We start from the raw sequence: 15,862 nt of genomic DNA, 5'->3' as shown, positions 1-15,862 counted from the left end.
CGGTTTCCGATCTGATGAAGTACAAAGTTGAATCATGAAACTCTTGTGGTGCGGGCATCTTGCCCGCTAGATATGTACCTCATAACACCGGGAAGTGCTGTATCTTCTAAAATCGTCCCTTTTAGATTTGCTCCCTGAAAATTTGCTCCCCTAATATTCGCACCTTGCAAATTTGCACCTGCTAAATTCGCACCTTTTAAATTTGCCCAACTTAAATCGGTTTCTGTTAAATTTGCCTCTGTTAAATTAGCTTTAGATAAAAATGCGTTTCCTAAATGAGCTTTAGTTAAATTAGCTTGATGTAGGTTAGCTTGATAAAGTTGAGCATTGATTAATTCTGCTTCATATAAATTAGCTTGACTTAAATTAGCCGTAATTAAATTAACCGCCATTAAATTAGCAAAACTGAGATGACTACGAATAAGTTTTGACCCTGATAAATCGGCATTTTTTAAATTAGCATTTTGAAAATTTGTACCAATTAAATTAGCATCATTAATCATAGCATTTTCTAGATTTGCTCCACTCAAATCAGCACCAATTAAATTTACATAACTTAAATTTGCTGCGGTCAAAATTGCTCCGCTCAAATTAGCAATACTCAAATTAGCTTGACTCAAATTGGCTGCAATTAATTTAGCTTCATAAAAAATAGCATTACTCAGATTTGCTTGACTAAAATTAGTTCGCACTAACAAAGCATGAGCTAAATTGACCTGATTGAAATTTACCCCTGCGAGATTTGCCCCTCGCAGGTTTTCTCCTAGTAAATTTGCACCACTAAGATCAATTTCAACTTGAGGATGTTGATTTCTCCATTCTATCCAAATAACTGCCCCAGATCGTAATAAATTAAGATGTTGTTGATTCGCCATTTTTTCCTCCTTGCTCAAAAATTAACAAAAATTAAAGAGTTTAATACATCATTTATATGATTAGAAAAAATCTTTAACCTTTAATTTTTAACTTTTAATTGTTTATTCGTTCCGCTTACCTTGAGGATTTTCCCTACCAGGTGAATTTTCAATTGCTGCTAACGCTCCTGCTGCTCCTGCTAAAATATCCTGTTCCGTTCCCCCTAAATAAAGTCGGCCAAAACTACCTACAGCTTGAACTTCCAGAATATTAATTTGTGCTGCTTTTTCCGCTTCATTAGCTGCTAGTGCCGCATAAGCTGCTGGTTCAACTTCTAATACGTACAGAGTTTGCCCCGCTAATAACAGTTGTCCTCGACGAGTACGGTTAATCAATTGAGTTTGATACGCGTCAATATTGCGGATAATCTGACTAGAAACCACACGAGGTTTGAGACATTCCTGCTTTTTCACGCCCAAAAACGCCAAAATCGCATCCCCAGCGGCTCGTGTTTCCCCCTGAGAGCCAGAATGTACCTCCAAAAGTCCGTATAAACGTTCTACTACTTGCACTCCGGGACGGACAGAAGCAGATTTGAGGGCTACGTCCGTAATCTTATTGATTTCGATACCAGGGGAAATCTCAATCCATAAGGATGTATCCCCTGGTAATGGTAAGAAACCCTGGGCTACTGTTCCCATATATGCAGCGTGTTGAGGTTGCAGGTTGTCTAGAAATACGAAACTGCGTAGTTCTATGCCCAAAGTCTTAATTCTCCAGTCATGAGGGTAAATGTCTTTTATTGCAACATAAAGAGTTTACCGTGAAAGTGGACTGATTTGTTAGTTGTCCGTGGTCAGTTGTTAGTTGTCAGTCGTTTTTTAATTTTTTTGCAGCTATTATTACACTTTTAATTTTCCAAAATATACTTTTCATTACAGCTTTAAAAAAAAATAATAGAGAGAATGGGGGGCAGAAGAAATAATTGTTTATTTGCTGTTGTGAAATCATGGTAGCTATCTCAGAGAACATTCAGAACCGATTAACTATACAAACTGTAGAAATTGCCCCCAATACCACCGCAATTCGCTCTCTTGATTGGGATAGAGATCGTTTTGATATTGAATTTGGGTTACAAAATGGTACAACCTATAATTCATATTTAATTAGGGGTGAACAAACAGTTTTAATTGATACTTCTCATCAGAAGTTTCGTCAACTTTATTTAGACACTCTCAAAGGTTTAGTTAATCCTAAAAGTATTGATTATATCATTGTTAGTCATACTGAACCTGATCACAGTGGCTTAGTAGAAGATGTTTTACAATTAGCTCCCAGAGCAACTGTTTTAGCATCGAAAGTGGCTTTACAATTTCTAGAAGGTTTGGTACATGAACCTTTTTCTAAACGCATTGTTAAAAGTGGAGATCGAATCAAAATTGGTCAAGATCATGAAATAGAATTTGTGAGTGCGCCAAATTTACACTGGCCAGATACTATCTTTAGTTTTGATCGCAAAACCCAAATTCTTTATACCTGTGATGCTTTTGGGATGCACTTCTGTGATGATCGCACTTTCGACGAAGATTTAGAGGCAATTGAAGCTGATTTTCGCTTTTATTATGATTGTTTAATGGGTCCAAATGCTCGTTCTTTGCTAAATGCAATGAAGAGAATGGGTGAACTTGGTAAAATTAAAATTATTGCCAATGGCCATGGTCCATTGCTTTATCATAATCTTGATATTCTGACTGAATTTTATCAGAATTGGAGTCAGAAACAAACGAAAACAGAAACTACTGTCGGTTTATTTTATGTTTCTGGTTATGGACATAGTGATCTTTTAGGACATAGTATTTCTGAGGGTTTACAAAAATCCGGTATCGGTGTGGAAATATTGGATCTTAGCACCGCAGAAAGCCAAGAAATTCAAGAGTTAGCAGGAAGATCATCTGGTTTAATTATTGGTATGCCTCCTACTAGTGCAATTAAAGCACAAGCCGCAATTAGTTCTCTATTAGCAGTTGCTAAAAATAAACAAGTAGTTGGTTTATTTGAATCTTATGGTGGAGATGATGAACCAATTGATACCCTGAGACGCAAATTTATTGACTTAGGTATTAAGGAAGCTTTTCCAGCTATTCGGATCAAAGAAACACCTAATGAATCTATTTATAAACTGTGTGAAGAAGCGGGAAATGGTTTAGGACAATTGTTAGTACGAGAACGCAATATTAAACAAATCAAAGCTCTCGACGTGAATATGGAAAAAGCGTTGGGAAGAATTAGCAATGGTTTATATATTGTTACTGCTAAAAAAGGCGATGTTAGTGGTGCAATGATTGCTTCTTGGGTAACACAAGCTAGTTTACAACCTTTAGGTTTTACTATTGCTGTTGCTAAAGATCGCGCTCTTGATAGTTTACTGCAAATTAATGATCGTTTTGTTCTCAATGTTCTTGAAGAAGGAAATTATCAAGACTTGAAAAAACATTTTCTTAAACGTTTACTCCCCGGTATTGATAGATTTACAGATGTAAAAATCCAAATTGCTAAAAATGGTTCACCTATTCTCAGCGACGCACTCGCATATATGGAATGTGAAGTTATTAATAGTATGGAATGTAATGATCATTGGATTTTATATTGCATTGTTAATGATGGCAAAGTTTCTAAACCCGATGGTATTACAGCAGTTCGTCATCGCAAAGTAGGAAATTACTACTAATTACAATAAATAATGGATAATAAACAATAAATTAATTTTTATTATCCATTGCCAATTGCATTTAATTCATTGTTAATTGCATTTAATCCATTACTTATTTTTAATTGGTAATAATTTATTATCAATTATCAATTGTTTCTTATCTAGATAATTATTTACTCGTTGCAGATAATTAATATGTCAATTCCAGATTCTTTTTCTAATGCTGTTGAATCAGCTAAAAATTGGGTTTCTCAAGTTTTTTTACCTCAACAGGTATCTATGAATGATTCCCGACCCAGAGATGTACAAATTTTACCTATTGGTACTAACACAAAAGTTTTAAGAGCGCGTAGTAAATCACGGCTCAGATTTGAAATCGAATATGCACTAGAACGCGGTACTACTTCTAACTGTTATTTAATAGAAGCAGATAAAACTGCTATTACTGACCCGCCGGCGGAAGGATTTACAGAAATTTATTTAGAAGCGTTACAAAAAACAATTAATGTTCAAAAATTAGATTACATAATTTTAGGACATTTTAACCCTAATCGTGTTCCAACGTTAAAAGCAATTTTAGCAATTGCGCCACAAATTACTTTTGTTTGTTCTCTTCCTGCTGCTAATAATTTACGTGCGGCTTTCACTGACCAAGATATTAAAGTTTTAGTTATGCGAGGAAAAGAAATACTAGATTTAGGTAAAGATCATGTTTTAAAATTTTTACCTACTCCTAGTCCTCGTTGGCCAGAAGCACTTTGTACCTATGATCAAAAAACGCAAATTCTGTTTACAGATAAGTTATTTGGCGCTCATATTTGTGGTGAAGAAGTATTCGATGATCACTGGGAAAGTTTTAAAGAAGATCAACGCTATTACTTTAATTGTCTTATGGCTCCCCATGCGACATATATAGAATCAGCTTTGGAGAAAATTTCTGATTTACAAGTGAGAATGTATGCTGTAGGTCATGGACCTATAGTACGTACTAGTTTAATTGAATTAACAAAATCTTATCATGAGTGGAGTCGCGCCCAAAAAGATAGAGAAATATCTGTAGCACTTCTCTATGCTTCTGCTTATGGTAATACTGCAACTTTAGCACAAGCAATGGCACTAGGATTAACAAAAGGCGGAGTTGCGGTTAAATCTGTTAATTGTGAATTTGCTTCTGCTGATGAAATTCGTACTACTGTAGAACAAGCAGATGGTTTTATTATTGGAACTCCTACTATTGGAGGACACGCACCTACACCTATTCATACTGCTTTAGGTATTGTTCTTTCTACGGGTGATAATAGTAAACCTGCGGGAGTATTTGGATCTTACGGTTGGAGTGGTGAAGCTTTAGATTTAGTAGAAGGTAAACTTAGAGACGCTGGATATCGTTTTGGTTTTGATACTTTGAAGGTAAAATTTAAACCTGATGAAGTGACTCTTAAATATTGTGAAGAAGTGGGTACAGATTTTGCTCAAAGCTTGCGAAAGGCCAAGAAAGTCCGCGTTCCCCAACAAGCAGCAACCCCTACGGAACAAGCTGTAGGCCGGATTATCGGTTCTGTATGTGTTATTACAGCTAAACAAGGGGAATTTTCTACGGGGATGATGGGCGCATGGGTATCTCAAGCTACTTTTAATCCGCCGGGAATTACGGTAGCGATCGCCAAGGATAGAGCGATCGAATCTTTATTATATCCTGGTGGTAAATTCGTGCTGAATATTCTCCCTGAAGGTATTCACTTGGAATATATGAAACATTTCCGCAAAAATTTCCAACCAGGAGAAAACCGCTTTACTAACTTCCCTACAGCGGAAGCGGACAATGGTTGTACAGTATTAACCGATGCTTGTGCATACTTAGAGTGTTCAGTACAGCAGCGGCTAGAATGCGGTGATCATTGGGTAATATATGCAACTGTAGATAATGGTAAATTACTCAAACCTGATGCGATAACTGCTATTAACCACCGGAAAACAGGCTCATATTATTAATTAGGAGAAGAAAGAAAAAAGAGGGAATAATATCGAGCCTAAAAAAGTGTTTTCTGGGTAGTTTTAGAAACCCTAATTCTTTGTCTTTAACTCTTGTGGGGTGGGCTTCTAGCCCGCCCAAAAGTACATAAAGTAGGTACTTTACAGGTTAATTAAAGAATAAAAATCCGGTTTGTAATAAACCGACAAAAAACCCTAAAATACCACCTAAAGTCACAATTGCTTGTAATTCATTTCTGACAATTCCTTCAATAGCATCTTCTAGTTCAGCCGGTGATGTAGCTTTTACTCGTTCTACAATTACTTGATCTATAGATAAAATGGGAATTGTTTGCGCTACAATCATTTCTAAATCTTTCTCTAGATACTTTTCTAAAATTAAGGTCAAATCCCCAGCAACTATTTCTAAAGAAGTATTGACAGCTGGTGAACTACTCAAGCGATTTAGTAATACAATAGATATCCTTTCCCAGTCAGCGGATTCTGTTAATTCTTTGAGCAAATCACTACCACTATTTTGCAGGTATTGACGTACATTATCTCTAATAGTTTTTCGCAGTTGACGTACAGTACCGACGGGGAGATTTTGTAAAGATAACTTCTGTAATAATCCCTGAATGCGATCGCGCATTTTTAAATCTTTAATTAATTCTTGTAATCGTTCATTGGTTGCTTCTTTTTCATCCAAACAAAATGTCCGTAACCGAGTTAGAGTATTCTTTAAACCAAACAAATTTGCAACTACCCAATAAGTACCACTGGTTTTTTCTCGAAAGCTTTCATCAATAGTTTGAATTGTCCGATCTGTTAAGAAATCAATGATAATTTGTCGCAGTCTATCTGGTGGTAAAACTATCTCTAATAACCAATCAGCTAACCGGATAGATTGTTCTTCAGTCAGTTGAAATTCTAGTAGTACCTTATCAAATATTTGGTTAATTTGAGTTTCTAAAAATGTTTCTTGTCGTGCTAATACCCTCAAAAGACGGGGTAAAGATTCACCCAATAAATCCCGTAAAATTCCCGCTACAATTTTAGTAGTACGGGGGTTTTTATCATCTTTAATTTGCTCAAATAGCAGACGTAATAACCACAGAACTCCCCCTTGTAACCGTTCAGGTTGTAAAAGTTTCCGCGCTAGATTTTGCAGTTCTTCTGGAGTCAGTAACGACTTCATAATCGCATTAGCAATATTTTGTCCTAACCGCTCTTGATTGCTAGGAATTAACCCAGGAGTAAATGGTACTCTTTTCCCAAAAATATAAACTGGTTTGTAGGGACGAAACAGCATTTTTATGGCTATGTCGTTGGTATAATAGCCAATTAATCCACCCAAAATTGGGGGTGATACATATAATAAGATTTGAGACAAATCCACGGCTTTTGGATTACCTAATTACTACTAATACTCCCATCATACCGTTCGCAATGGGATAGTGTCTAACTTCCTGAAAACCAACCTGACGCGCTAACTCTATCTGCTCCCTACCCGTGGGAAAACGGTCTAAACTAGGGCTAATATAAGCATATTCTTCCTTTAAACCAAGATTAGTGGCTATAGGAACTACACAATTATCTAAATACCACTGTTGCACAGCGCGTAACTGTTGATGACTGGGACGATGAAAGTCTAAAATCGCAGCTTTAGCTCCTGGTTTGAGAACACGGTATATTTCCTGAAGACTTTTGACAATGTTTTTAACATTTCTTAATCCATATCCCATAGTAGCTGCATCAAAATAATTAGTCTCAAAAGGTAAATTTAATACATCGCCTTCTAACCAATTAATCGGAGGTTGAGGATAATAATTTTTGCAGCGTTCTTGAGCATTATTCAGTAAATTAGGGGAAAAATCAACTCCATAAACCTTTCCTGTCCTTCCCACACGACGTGCTAAACGAAAGGTTAAATCACCAGTACCGCAACATAGATCTAAGCTAGTATCACCAGGTTTAGCGGCGCTCCATTTGACTGTCATTTCTTTCCAAATTCGGTGTTGTCCTAAACTTAATTGATCATTGAGTTGATCATATACGGGAGCAATGCGGTTAAATATAGTACGAATTTCGTTAGTCATTTTTCAGGAAAAAGCATAATTTTAATTTAAACCTGATCATACCAACTGACGGTTTCAACTGGGCGATTTTTACCTTGTAGGGTGCGTTAGCGACTAGTAACGCATCGTTAATAGATTTAATTTATGAATATTGGTGCGTTACGTCGCGTATTTAGTTTAATGTATATTAAATAATATTTTGGCACTCCTAACGCACCCTACATACTACATACTATGATGGTGCGTTATCAACACAGTTCAGGAAAATTAGTAATTTATTTTTTGTCAGTCCCTAATTCTCCATAGTGACCAGCTTTAGTGATATACTCGTATAAGTGACTCAATAATGGCCTATAACAAGTTGTTGAAAACTTATTGTACGCAGATTTTTAATTGCTTTTTAATAGAATTATGACAGAAATACAGCCCAATTCTCAAAATCTTGAGGATACAGCTACAGAGTTATTAGTGAAGCTGAGACAAAAACAGGGTTCTTGGGTGGAATGGGGACAAGCCATCGCTTACTTGCAAAAAAATGGTTATAATCCTCAGACTATCTTTGAAGCAACAGGATTTGAACCAATTCAACAGAATCAGGTAATTGTTGGCTCTCAAGTTTATGCTTCTATGGAAAAATGTGGAGCATCAACGGAAACACTAGCATATTATAAGCAAAAAAGCAGTGATGTGTTATATGAATTACGTGGACTAAATCAAGAAGACCGTGCCAGTACGGCTGATTTAACCTTTGAATACAAGCTTGATGCAGATGTAGTCAGAGATATAGCCAAAGCAGTTAAAGATTTTTCTTGGTTTCCTAATTTACCAGAAGGCTTCAGTAAACATCCGGGGGATGCTGTCGCTTATCAATCTTGGAAATTCGCTAAACAAAAATCTGACTTGTCCGAGCGATCGCGTTTAATAGCTAAGGGTTTACGCTTTGCCCATTCTGAAAGTGCTAGAAAGCAATTAGAACAACTATTAATGGATTTTAGCGTTGCGCCCAAAGTTGCTCCACCTATCCTCCCCTTTTACCGTCTTGAATCTGATGAAGATTTACCCCGGATTTTACCAGTCGTAGGTGAGTTACCATTAACACCAGAAGTCTTAAAAGCTGTACCATTGATTACGGAAATTCAACCATTTCGGATTGTCAAATTTGCCGGGGAACAAGCTTGGGTATCTTTACCAGGATGGAAAGTGCTATTAAATGCAGAAGATCCCGTTGTAGTCATTGGTAATAGCGATATTTTTCCCAACCCTCATCAAAGCAAAGTCGAACCAATTATGATTGTAATAGATCGCGCTCAAAGAGAATGGGATATTTCCAACTACTTTGTTTTTGATAATGGGGAGAGTATTGACTTTCAATGGTTTGAAACTGCACCAAAAATTCCCTTATTGGGAAAAATGATTGTTTTAGTTCGACCTAAGAAAGTTCTAGATGAAGAATTTACCAAAGATGCTTGGCAAATTGATGAATAATTGATCAAGAAAGGTAATAGGTAGGCTAACAAGAATCTACTAATAAGGATCTAATTTATATACTTGGGCGGGCTAGAAGCCCACCCCACAAGACAATGACTAATGACCAATCATCTATTATTAAACTAAAAGAAAATATTGCCGAAATTAGGGCTAAATTGCGTCCAGGACAAACGCAAATGGCTGATTGGCAATCGGGTCCATTGGCCGTGGCTGCCGTTCCAGGAGCGGGAAAATCAACGGGAATGGCTGCGGCTGCGGCCATTGCTATTGCTCGTCAATATCAATATTATTTAAATACAGGTAATAAAGAATATAAACAGTTAGTAGTTGTTACTTTTACCCGTTCTGCGACTGCGAATATTAAATCTAAAATTCGGGAAAATTTAAAAAAATTATCTTTACCACAAACAGGATTTGCAGTTTATACTTTGCACGCTTTAGCTTTAATTATTGCTAGTCGTTATCCTGATTTATCGGGTTTACAGTTAGAAAATGCGACCTTAATTACACCAAATCAAAGTCACAGATTTATTCATGTAGCGGTAGAAAAATGGATTTTTAATCATCCCCAACTTTATCTTAAATTGCTTGCAGGACAAGAATTTGATGGAGAAGAAACGGAAAGATTACGTCGTCAGTCAGTCCTGAGAACAGAAGTATTACCAGATTTGGCTTATACTGTTATTCATGAAGCGAAAAGTTCGGGAATATTACCACAAGATTTATTAAAATGGAGTCAAATAAATCCAGATAAATATGATATTTTAAGAGTAGCAGCAGGATTGTATACAGAATATCGAGAATTTATGAAATTACAGGATTTTATTGATTACGATGATATGATTTTAGCCGCTTTGAAAGTATTAGAAAATAATAGCGCTCGTCGCATTGAACAAAATAAAGTTTTAGCTGTTTTTGAAGATGAAGCTCAAGATTCCAGTCCATTACAAACCAAATTATTAGAAATACTAGCTAGTCAAGAAACATTAAATTTAATCAGAGTTGGTGATACTAATCAAGCCGTTAATTCTACTTTTACCCCTGCTGATCCAATTTATTTTCGGGAGTTTTGTCAAGATTGTGAAAGTGAAAATAGACTAGCTAAAATGTCTCAAGCTGGTCGCAGTACACAAATAATTATTGATGCTGCTAACTTTGTTTTAGAATGGGTAAATCATCAGAACTTTGCTAAAAATAACAGCAGACAAACACCATTTATAAATCAGAAAATTTACCCTTTAGATATCAGTGACGGTAAACAAAACCCTGAACCAGTAGGGAGAGGATTAGAACTTTATACCCCCAAAGACATACATCATACAGTTGAATTAATTTCCCAAAGAGTAATTGAGTTATTTACAGAAAATCGTGAATCTTCCGCAGCCATATTAGTGCGGGAAAATCGTCAAGGAAGATGGTTAGCTACTGCTTTAGAACCAATATGTCAAGAGCATAAAATCAAACTTTATGATGTGGGAGAAAAAGAACGACGTTCTCATGTTCCTCAAGAGATTTTATCATTATTACAATTTTGCGATCGCCCTCATTCCGCTGATTATCTCAAAGCCACTTTAGATGTGCTTGTAGAACGTAAATTAATACCAACCCAAGATATTAACACCCTAGCTATTGTTCCCGAAGAATTTTTATATCCAAGACCTTTAACCCCACCTCAAACAGAAATAGTTAAAAAAGCGGCTCATATTTGTCGGAGTTTACTCCGCGCTTATTTAGAATTACCTTTTTATCAAATAATTTCTTTTTTTGCTTTAACGTTAAAATATAACCAAGGGGAATTAGCTACTGCTGACAAACTTGCAGAACGGGTAAATCAGCAAATTTTTAGTAATAGTTCGACGGGAAAGATGATATCAACTTTAATTGAAATTGTCAGTTCCGAAAAATTTGAACCAGTAGAAACAGAAAATATTGAAGAACAATATACCCAAAAAGGACAATTAACAATTATCACTATGCACAAGGCCAAAGGGTTAGACTGGGATTATGTATTTTTGCCATTTCTCCATGAAAACTTAATTCCGGGAAGATTTTGGATTCCTCCCCAGTCCCAATTTTTAGGGGATTTTAGTTTATCAGAAGTCGCACGCGCTCAAATTCGCGCTCTCCTTCATCAAAAACCCATACCTGATATTCAGCAAGCTGGAGAAGAATCAAAATACCTGAAAATTGCAGAGGAATATCGTTTACTTTATGTTGCTATGACCAGAGCAAAAAAACTTTTATGGATGTCTGCGGCTGAAAAAGCGCCTTTTACCTGGAATAAACCGGAGAATTTACAACCAACAACCCCCTGTCCAGTTTTTGCAGCTTTAAAACGCCAATTTATTCAAAATATCTGCAACAATTGACAATTGATAATTATTAATTAATAATTGATTATTATAGGAATAATATTTGATTTGTGATAGCTTCCGTGGCGTAGCCATACAAGACTCAGTAGGTATTAATTCTGTCTTTCTTCCTGTGTTCCCTGTTCCCTGTTCCCTGTTCCCTGTTCCCTGACCACACAAGTAAGTTCACAGAATCAAACCGGATTCCTATAGCAATCAATAACTAACAACGAAATTTTATGGTCGCAACTCCAAGTTATAACTACATATCCTCCACAGAATATCTCCAAGGGGAAGAAAACAGTCCTATTAAGTATGAATACAGGGACGGAGAAGTCTACGCAATGGCAGGTGCTAGTAATACTCATGTAATTATTACTGGTAATGTCTTTGCTATACTGAGAAACCATCTGCGTGGAAGTGGTTGTCAAGCTTATATTTCCGATACAAAGGCACATATTGAGTCAATTAATACCTATTACTATCCTGATGTCATAGTTAGTTGTCACCAAAAAGACAAGGCTTTTCATAACTTTCTGCGTTATCCCTGTTTAATTATCGAAGTCTTATCCCCTACCACAGAAGCCTTTGATAGAGGTGATAAATTTGCTGACTACCGAAAATTACCATCACTTCAGGAATATGTACTAGTGAGTCAAAACCGCATCAGTGTAGAAGTTTTTCGTCGTAATTCAGAAGGACAATGGGTACTTTATAGTTATGAACCTGGGGAAAATATTCATTTAGAAAGTATCAACTTTAACTGTCCTATAGCAGATGTGTATGAAGATGTAAATTTTGAAACTGCTGCTGGAGAAGATCTAATTGTTTAAACTTACGTCACTCTTGTGAATTAAAAAGATAAAAATTCATCATTTTAATTGTTGACCACACCTTTTACAAAATTTAGCATCTGTGTCATGAAAAGCTAAACCGCAACGTTCACAAATAGTTTCTACCTGATTTGCTGTTTTTACTAATCGTTTAATTAGATCTCCAATTTGCCAAGGAATCAGGGCTACTCCTGTGATAATCATTAATACCGTCAATAAACGGCCTAATTCAGAAATGGGAATCACGTCACCAAATCCCACGGTTGTCATTGTCACAATTGAGAAATAAAAAGCATCTAAAAAAGTGTTAAAATTATGGGGATTAAGTGGATGTTCGACTTGATAAATTAACCCAGAGAAAACAAAAATTATGGCAAATAAAGTAAATAATATTCTGGCAAAAATTACACTATCTTCATTACTAATACTACCAATTAAAAATTTTTTGTCAATAAATCTCAGTAATCGCAAGATACGAAACCAACGTAATAAACGGATAAAACTAATATCTGCTAATCCGATCAAAGATGGTAGAATTGCCATTAAGTCAATAATTGCATAAAAACTCAGAATATACTTAACTCTATCTTTCGTACTCCATAAGCGCAATAAATATTCCGCAGCAAATATTATTAATATACAATTATCTAATACTCTTAACTCTAAGTGAGCATCTTCAGGAATACTATAGGTTTCTGCGACAAAAATCCCTGAAGATACTAACACTAATAAAGCGATAGTTAAACTAATTACTTTACCTATAGATGTTTCTATATCTGTTAGGTAAAACTCTACTTTTTCTCGATTTATCACCATTTTTTATCCAAAAAATTATGGGGAATAATTAAAATTTTAAATTAAACAAAACTCTTAGTTACAGCAAGTTTAACTTGAGTGAGTGAGGTACATATTATGCGGGCAAGATGCCCGCACCACAAGAGTTTTATCACTAATATTTGTATTTCATTATAGTGGTAACTGCTGTAAGTTATTTAGTCATTTGTTATTTTTCCCCAATCACCTATTAACTATTACCATTAAAACCTTAAAGCCACTCCACCTTGTAAAGATACAGCCATATTACCACTATTACGATCAGCATCAAAGGCAATAATAGCATTGCCAAAAATCACAGTATTACTATTAGGAATAACGTAATCAATTCCTGGTTGCAAAGCAAAGCTAATTTTATTACCTACAGGAGAAACTGCATCACTACTATTGATGACTAGTCCAGCGCCTAAATAAGCATCTGTTTGCCAGTTGAGAGGCATATCATAGGAAACAGCAGGTACTATTGCTGTCCCTTTACCAATTAAGGCTTGAGTGCGGAAAGAAATAGGGGTTTCTAGTAACTTATAGCGAAAAGCCAGGACTGCACCTAATTGACTATCATCCGTAAATCCAACAGTAGGACCAATACCAACATAACTACCATAGGCTACTTGAGCTTGTGCGGGTTGAGAGTTGACAGCTAAACCTAAAACTGTGACTACGGACATAAGCCCAAACCAATGCTGAATTTTTTTCATCACACCACTCCTAACAGAATCTAAATACTAAATTAATTCGTGATTATTTCTATTTATGGACAACGAGAATGTAGCCCACCTTTAGTACAAATTAAGGCTAACTGTTGAGGATCTAAATTTTTAGCTTTACTAAAATCTACTCCTTGAACTGAAGCATTTTGTGAACCCAGATCAGGCGTTTCTACAAATTTGTCTGACTCTTGTTTACCTGTAAACAGAATTGCACCTTGAAAATCTGCTCCGGCTACATTTGCTCCCCGTAAATCGGCACGACTTAAATCAGCATTTCGCAAATTGGCGTTTTCTAAGTTAGCTGATTGCAAACTAGCACCAGTAAGTCGAGTAGCGCTGAGGTTAGCATCACTAAGATTAGCATAATCTAAATAGGCTTCGGATAAATCTGCACCTTGCCAATCAGTTTTAGTTAAATTTGCATAAGCTAATTGTGTACCGACGGCAGAAACACGAACTAAATGAGCCGCATATAAATTTGCTTCTGTTAAATTCGCATCGCTTAAATCTGCATTGGTTAAACGAGAATTTTCTAAAAGTGCATTGCGTAAATCTGCACCTACTAACTGGGCGCTACTTAAATTAGCACCAAATAAGCGGGTATAGGATAAGTTGGCTTTGTTAAGAGTAGCGCGACTTAAATCACTTTGATTCATCAAAATACGACTTAGATTGGCATCAGTAAAATTAGTTTGCTTCAACTGGGCGTTACTTAAATCTGCCATGGTATCATCGTAAGTATCCCAACGTCCATCTTCGCCTACACTACGAAAACGACTACCTTGGAAATTACCTTGGTTGAGATTTGCAGATTTCAAGACAATTCCCGATAAATCAATGTTGTTTAATACTAATTTGAATGAGGAATTTCCCCCAGATCCTTGAGAACCTAATTGAGCATTGCTCAAGTCAATATTGTTAATTTTGCCACCATAGATAGCCAGAATTTTGTTGATTACCTGCTGGGTGAGAATTAACTGATTTTGTCTAAATTCCCAGTTTGAACTTTTCCCCATAGATTCTATTTCCCCAGACAAAAACTGATTCACGCGCTTTAATTCTGGGATGGCTTTTAGACCTGTATTAGTTAACGCTTGTTGTATAGTATCCAGAGTTTGGGGGTCTGTTTCTTTTACCAGTAAATCAACTAGTAATTTGATGGATTGTGTGTCATTCATGCTACCCAATGCTAAAACGGTTTTTTGACGCTCTTCATTGGTAACACCGTTGTTGGGATTAAGTGCTTTAATGAGTTCGATAAACTTTTGGCTATTAGTTTGTTCGCTTCTGCGTTGGCTTTCTTGGGTTTGGATATATATTTGTGTACCTATTAAAGTTGATAATACAGCAATCATACTAGTCAGCCCCACCAAAAACAAGCTGAAATTAGAATTGCTTCTCTGGGAAAGGCTGGAAATAGGTTGTTGACTGGAGGAACTATTTACATTATCCTCATGTAGTTTTGACTCCTCTTCAGGCTGACTGAATGTGCTTTTAGCGTCTATTGTATAAGTGCGGGCTAATTGGTCATGGAAGGATCGGGGGTGCTTCTGTCCAGGCCAGCCCTTTGCTTCTGCCAGAATCATTAACATAGTTAAAGATGTAAACAGAGATAAGTTGGGAAAAATAAAGCTATACCGCCAGAGCAGATAAGCAGCGGAAACTGGTACAGTCCAGCGCCCTAATCCTTCTCTGACTACTATTGCACTTAATCCGGGGGCTGATCCTTCTGCATTAACCACCCGCACACCAAACCAACGTTTGGGAATGGTACTACCAGTCTGAGCTAATAGATACAATTGCCACCAGGAAAAGGTCGTGGGTAATAATACAGCTAGAGTCCAGAGAATATTAGTCGGCCAAGCTACATTACGAATACCATAATTTACGGGTAATGCCAGAGGTCTAGCGATCGCTTTTTCTGTGACTACTAGGATCGGATTCAGGGGGACTCGCTGGATATCACTCCGGGAATCTATATATGCACCCAAAGCATAAGGAACTAACCCACTGGCAATAAAGAGGGTTATTT

General features: G+C 36.4%; 13 protein-coding genes. 5 read left to right on the top strand and 8 right to left on the bottom strand.

All coding sequences use genetic code 11. The features are described from left to right. Positions 1–32: 32 nt before the first annotated feature. Both ACIR310F_RS21770 and ACIR310F_RS0106485 read right to left on the bottom strand, forming a co-directional pair. Positions 33–875, bottom strand: coding sequence for a pentapeptide repeat-containing protein (locus ACIR310F_RS21770; RefSeq protein WP_051289495.1), 843 nt, complete (start codon positions 873–875; stop codon positions 33–35). 102 nt (positions 876–977) lie between these two features. Next, a complete protein-coding gene (locus tag ACIR310F_RS0106485) occupies positions 978–1,619 on the bottom strand; it encodes a hypothetical protein (RefSeq protein ID WP_028083111.1) in 642 nt (213 codons plus the stop codon). 245 nt (positions 1,620–1,864) lie between these two features. Between ACIR310F_RS0106485 and ACIR310F_RS0106475 the strand changes: the two genes are divergently transcribed. Both ACIR310F_RS0106475 and ACIR310F_RS0106470 read left to right on the top strand, forming a co-directional pair. Beyond that, positions 1,865–3,583: a diflavin flavoprotein gene (locus tag ACIR310F_RS0106475; protein ID WP_028083110.1), complete on the top strand. Its 1,719-nt coding sequence runs from the start codon at positions 1,865–1,867 to the stop codon at positions 3,581–3,583. 261 nt (positions 3,584–3,844) lie between these two features. After that, positions 3,845–5,557: a diflavin flavoprotein gene (locus ACIR310F_RS0106470; protein ID WP_028083109.1), complete on the top strand. Its 1,713-nt coding sequence runs from the start codon at positions 3,845–3,847 to the stop codon at positions 5,555–5,557. Positions 5,558–5,705: 148 nt separating this feature from the next. Here ACIR310F_RS0106470 and ACIR310F_RS0106465 read toward each other — a convergent pair whose 3' ends face one another. Together ACIR310F_RS0106465 and ubiE are read right to left on the bottom strand one after the other, a co-directional pair. Next, a complete protein-coding gene (locus ACIR310F_RS0106465) occupies positions 5,706–6,935 on the bottom strand; it encodes a DUF445 domain-containing protein (RefSeq protein WP_028083108.1) in 1,230 nt (409 codons plus the stop codon). Between the two features lie 10 nt (positions 6,936–6,945). Further along, the gene (gene ubiE / locus ACIR310F_RS0106460) at positions 6,946–7,635 is read right to left on the bottom strand and encodes a bifunctional demethylmenaquinone methyltransferase/2-methoxy-6-polyprenyl-1,4-benzoquinol methylase UbiE (RefSeq protein ID WP_028083107.1); all 690 of its coding nucleotides are present in this window, start codon (positions 7,633–7,635) and stop codon (positions 6,946–6,948) included. 390 nt (positions 7,636–8,025) lie between these two features. Between ubiE and ACIR310F_RS0106455 the strand changes: the two genes are divergently transcribed. Both ACIR310F_RS0106455 and ACIR310F_RS21765 read left to right on the top strand, forming a co-directional pair. Continuing rightward, positions 8,026–9,099 (top strand): RuBisCO accumulation factor 1, encoded by a 1,074-nt coding sequence (locus ACIR310F_RS0106455; RefSeq protein WP_028083106.1) that lies wholly within the window; start codon positions 8,026–8,028, stop codon positions 9,097–9,099. 95 nt (positions 9,100–9,194) lie between these two features. After that, positions 9,195–11,471: an ATP-dependent helicase gene (locus tag ACIR310F_RS21765; RefSeq protein WP_035367705.1), complete on the top strand. Its 2,277-nt coding sequence runs from the start codon at positions 9,195–9,197 to the stop codon at positions 11,469–11,471. Here ACIR310F_RS21765 and ACIR310F_RS26075 read toward each other — a convergent pair. Next, positions 11,433–11,633: a hypothetical protein gene (locus ACIR310F_RS26075; protein WP_196803175.1), complete on the bottom strand. Its 201-nt coding sequence runs from the start codon at positions 11,631–11,633 to the stop codon at positions 11,433–11,435. The genes ACIR310F_RS21765 and ACIR310F_RS26075 overlap by 39 nt on opposite strands. 59 nt (positions 11,634–11,692) lie before the next feature. On the opposite strand from ACIR310F_RS26075, the gene ACIR310F_RS0106445 reads away from it, so the two are divergent. Next, on the top strand, positions 11,693–12,286 hold the full coding sequence (locus ACIR310F_RS0106445) for a Uma2 family endonuclease (protein ID WP_028083105.1): 594 nt from the start codon (positions 11,693–11,695) through the stop codon (positions 12,284–12,286). 39 nt (positions 12,287–12,325) lie between these two features. Here the strand turns inward: ACIR310F_RS0106445 and ACIR310F_RS0106440 are convergent, their stop codons facing one another. From ACIR310F_RS0106440 to ACIR310F_RS21760, 3 genes are all read right to left on the bottom strand, one after another. After that, complete coding sequence (locus ACIR310F_RS0106440) at positions 12,326–13,102, bottom strand: ion transporter (RefSeq protein WP_028083104.1); 777 nt, start codon at positions 13,100–13,102, stop codon at positions 12,326–12,328. Positions 13,103–13,323: 221 nt separating this feature from the next. After that, entirely contained in the window at positions 13,324–13,818 is a 495-nt protein-coding gene (locus ACIR310F_RS0106435) for a hypothetical protein (RefSeq protein WP_028083103.1), read from the bottom strand. Between the two features lie 53 nt (positions 13,819–13,871). After that, positions 13,872–15,862, bottom strand: a 1,991-nt coding sequence (locus tag ACIR310F_RS21760) for a pentapeptide repeat-containing protein (protein WP_231387416.1), incomplete at its 5' end; no start/stop codon positions are given.

The sequence above is a fragment of the Dolichospermum circinale AWQC310F genome, assembly GCF_000426925.1.
GTDB lineage: Bacteria > Cyanobacteriota > Cyanobacteriia > Cyanobacteriales > Nostocaceae > Dolichospermum > Dolichospermum circinale.
Note: the sequence above shows the minus strand (reverse complement) of the source record. Positions and strands in the feature narration are given on the sequence as shown.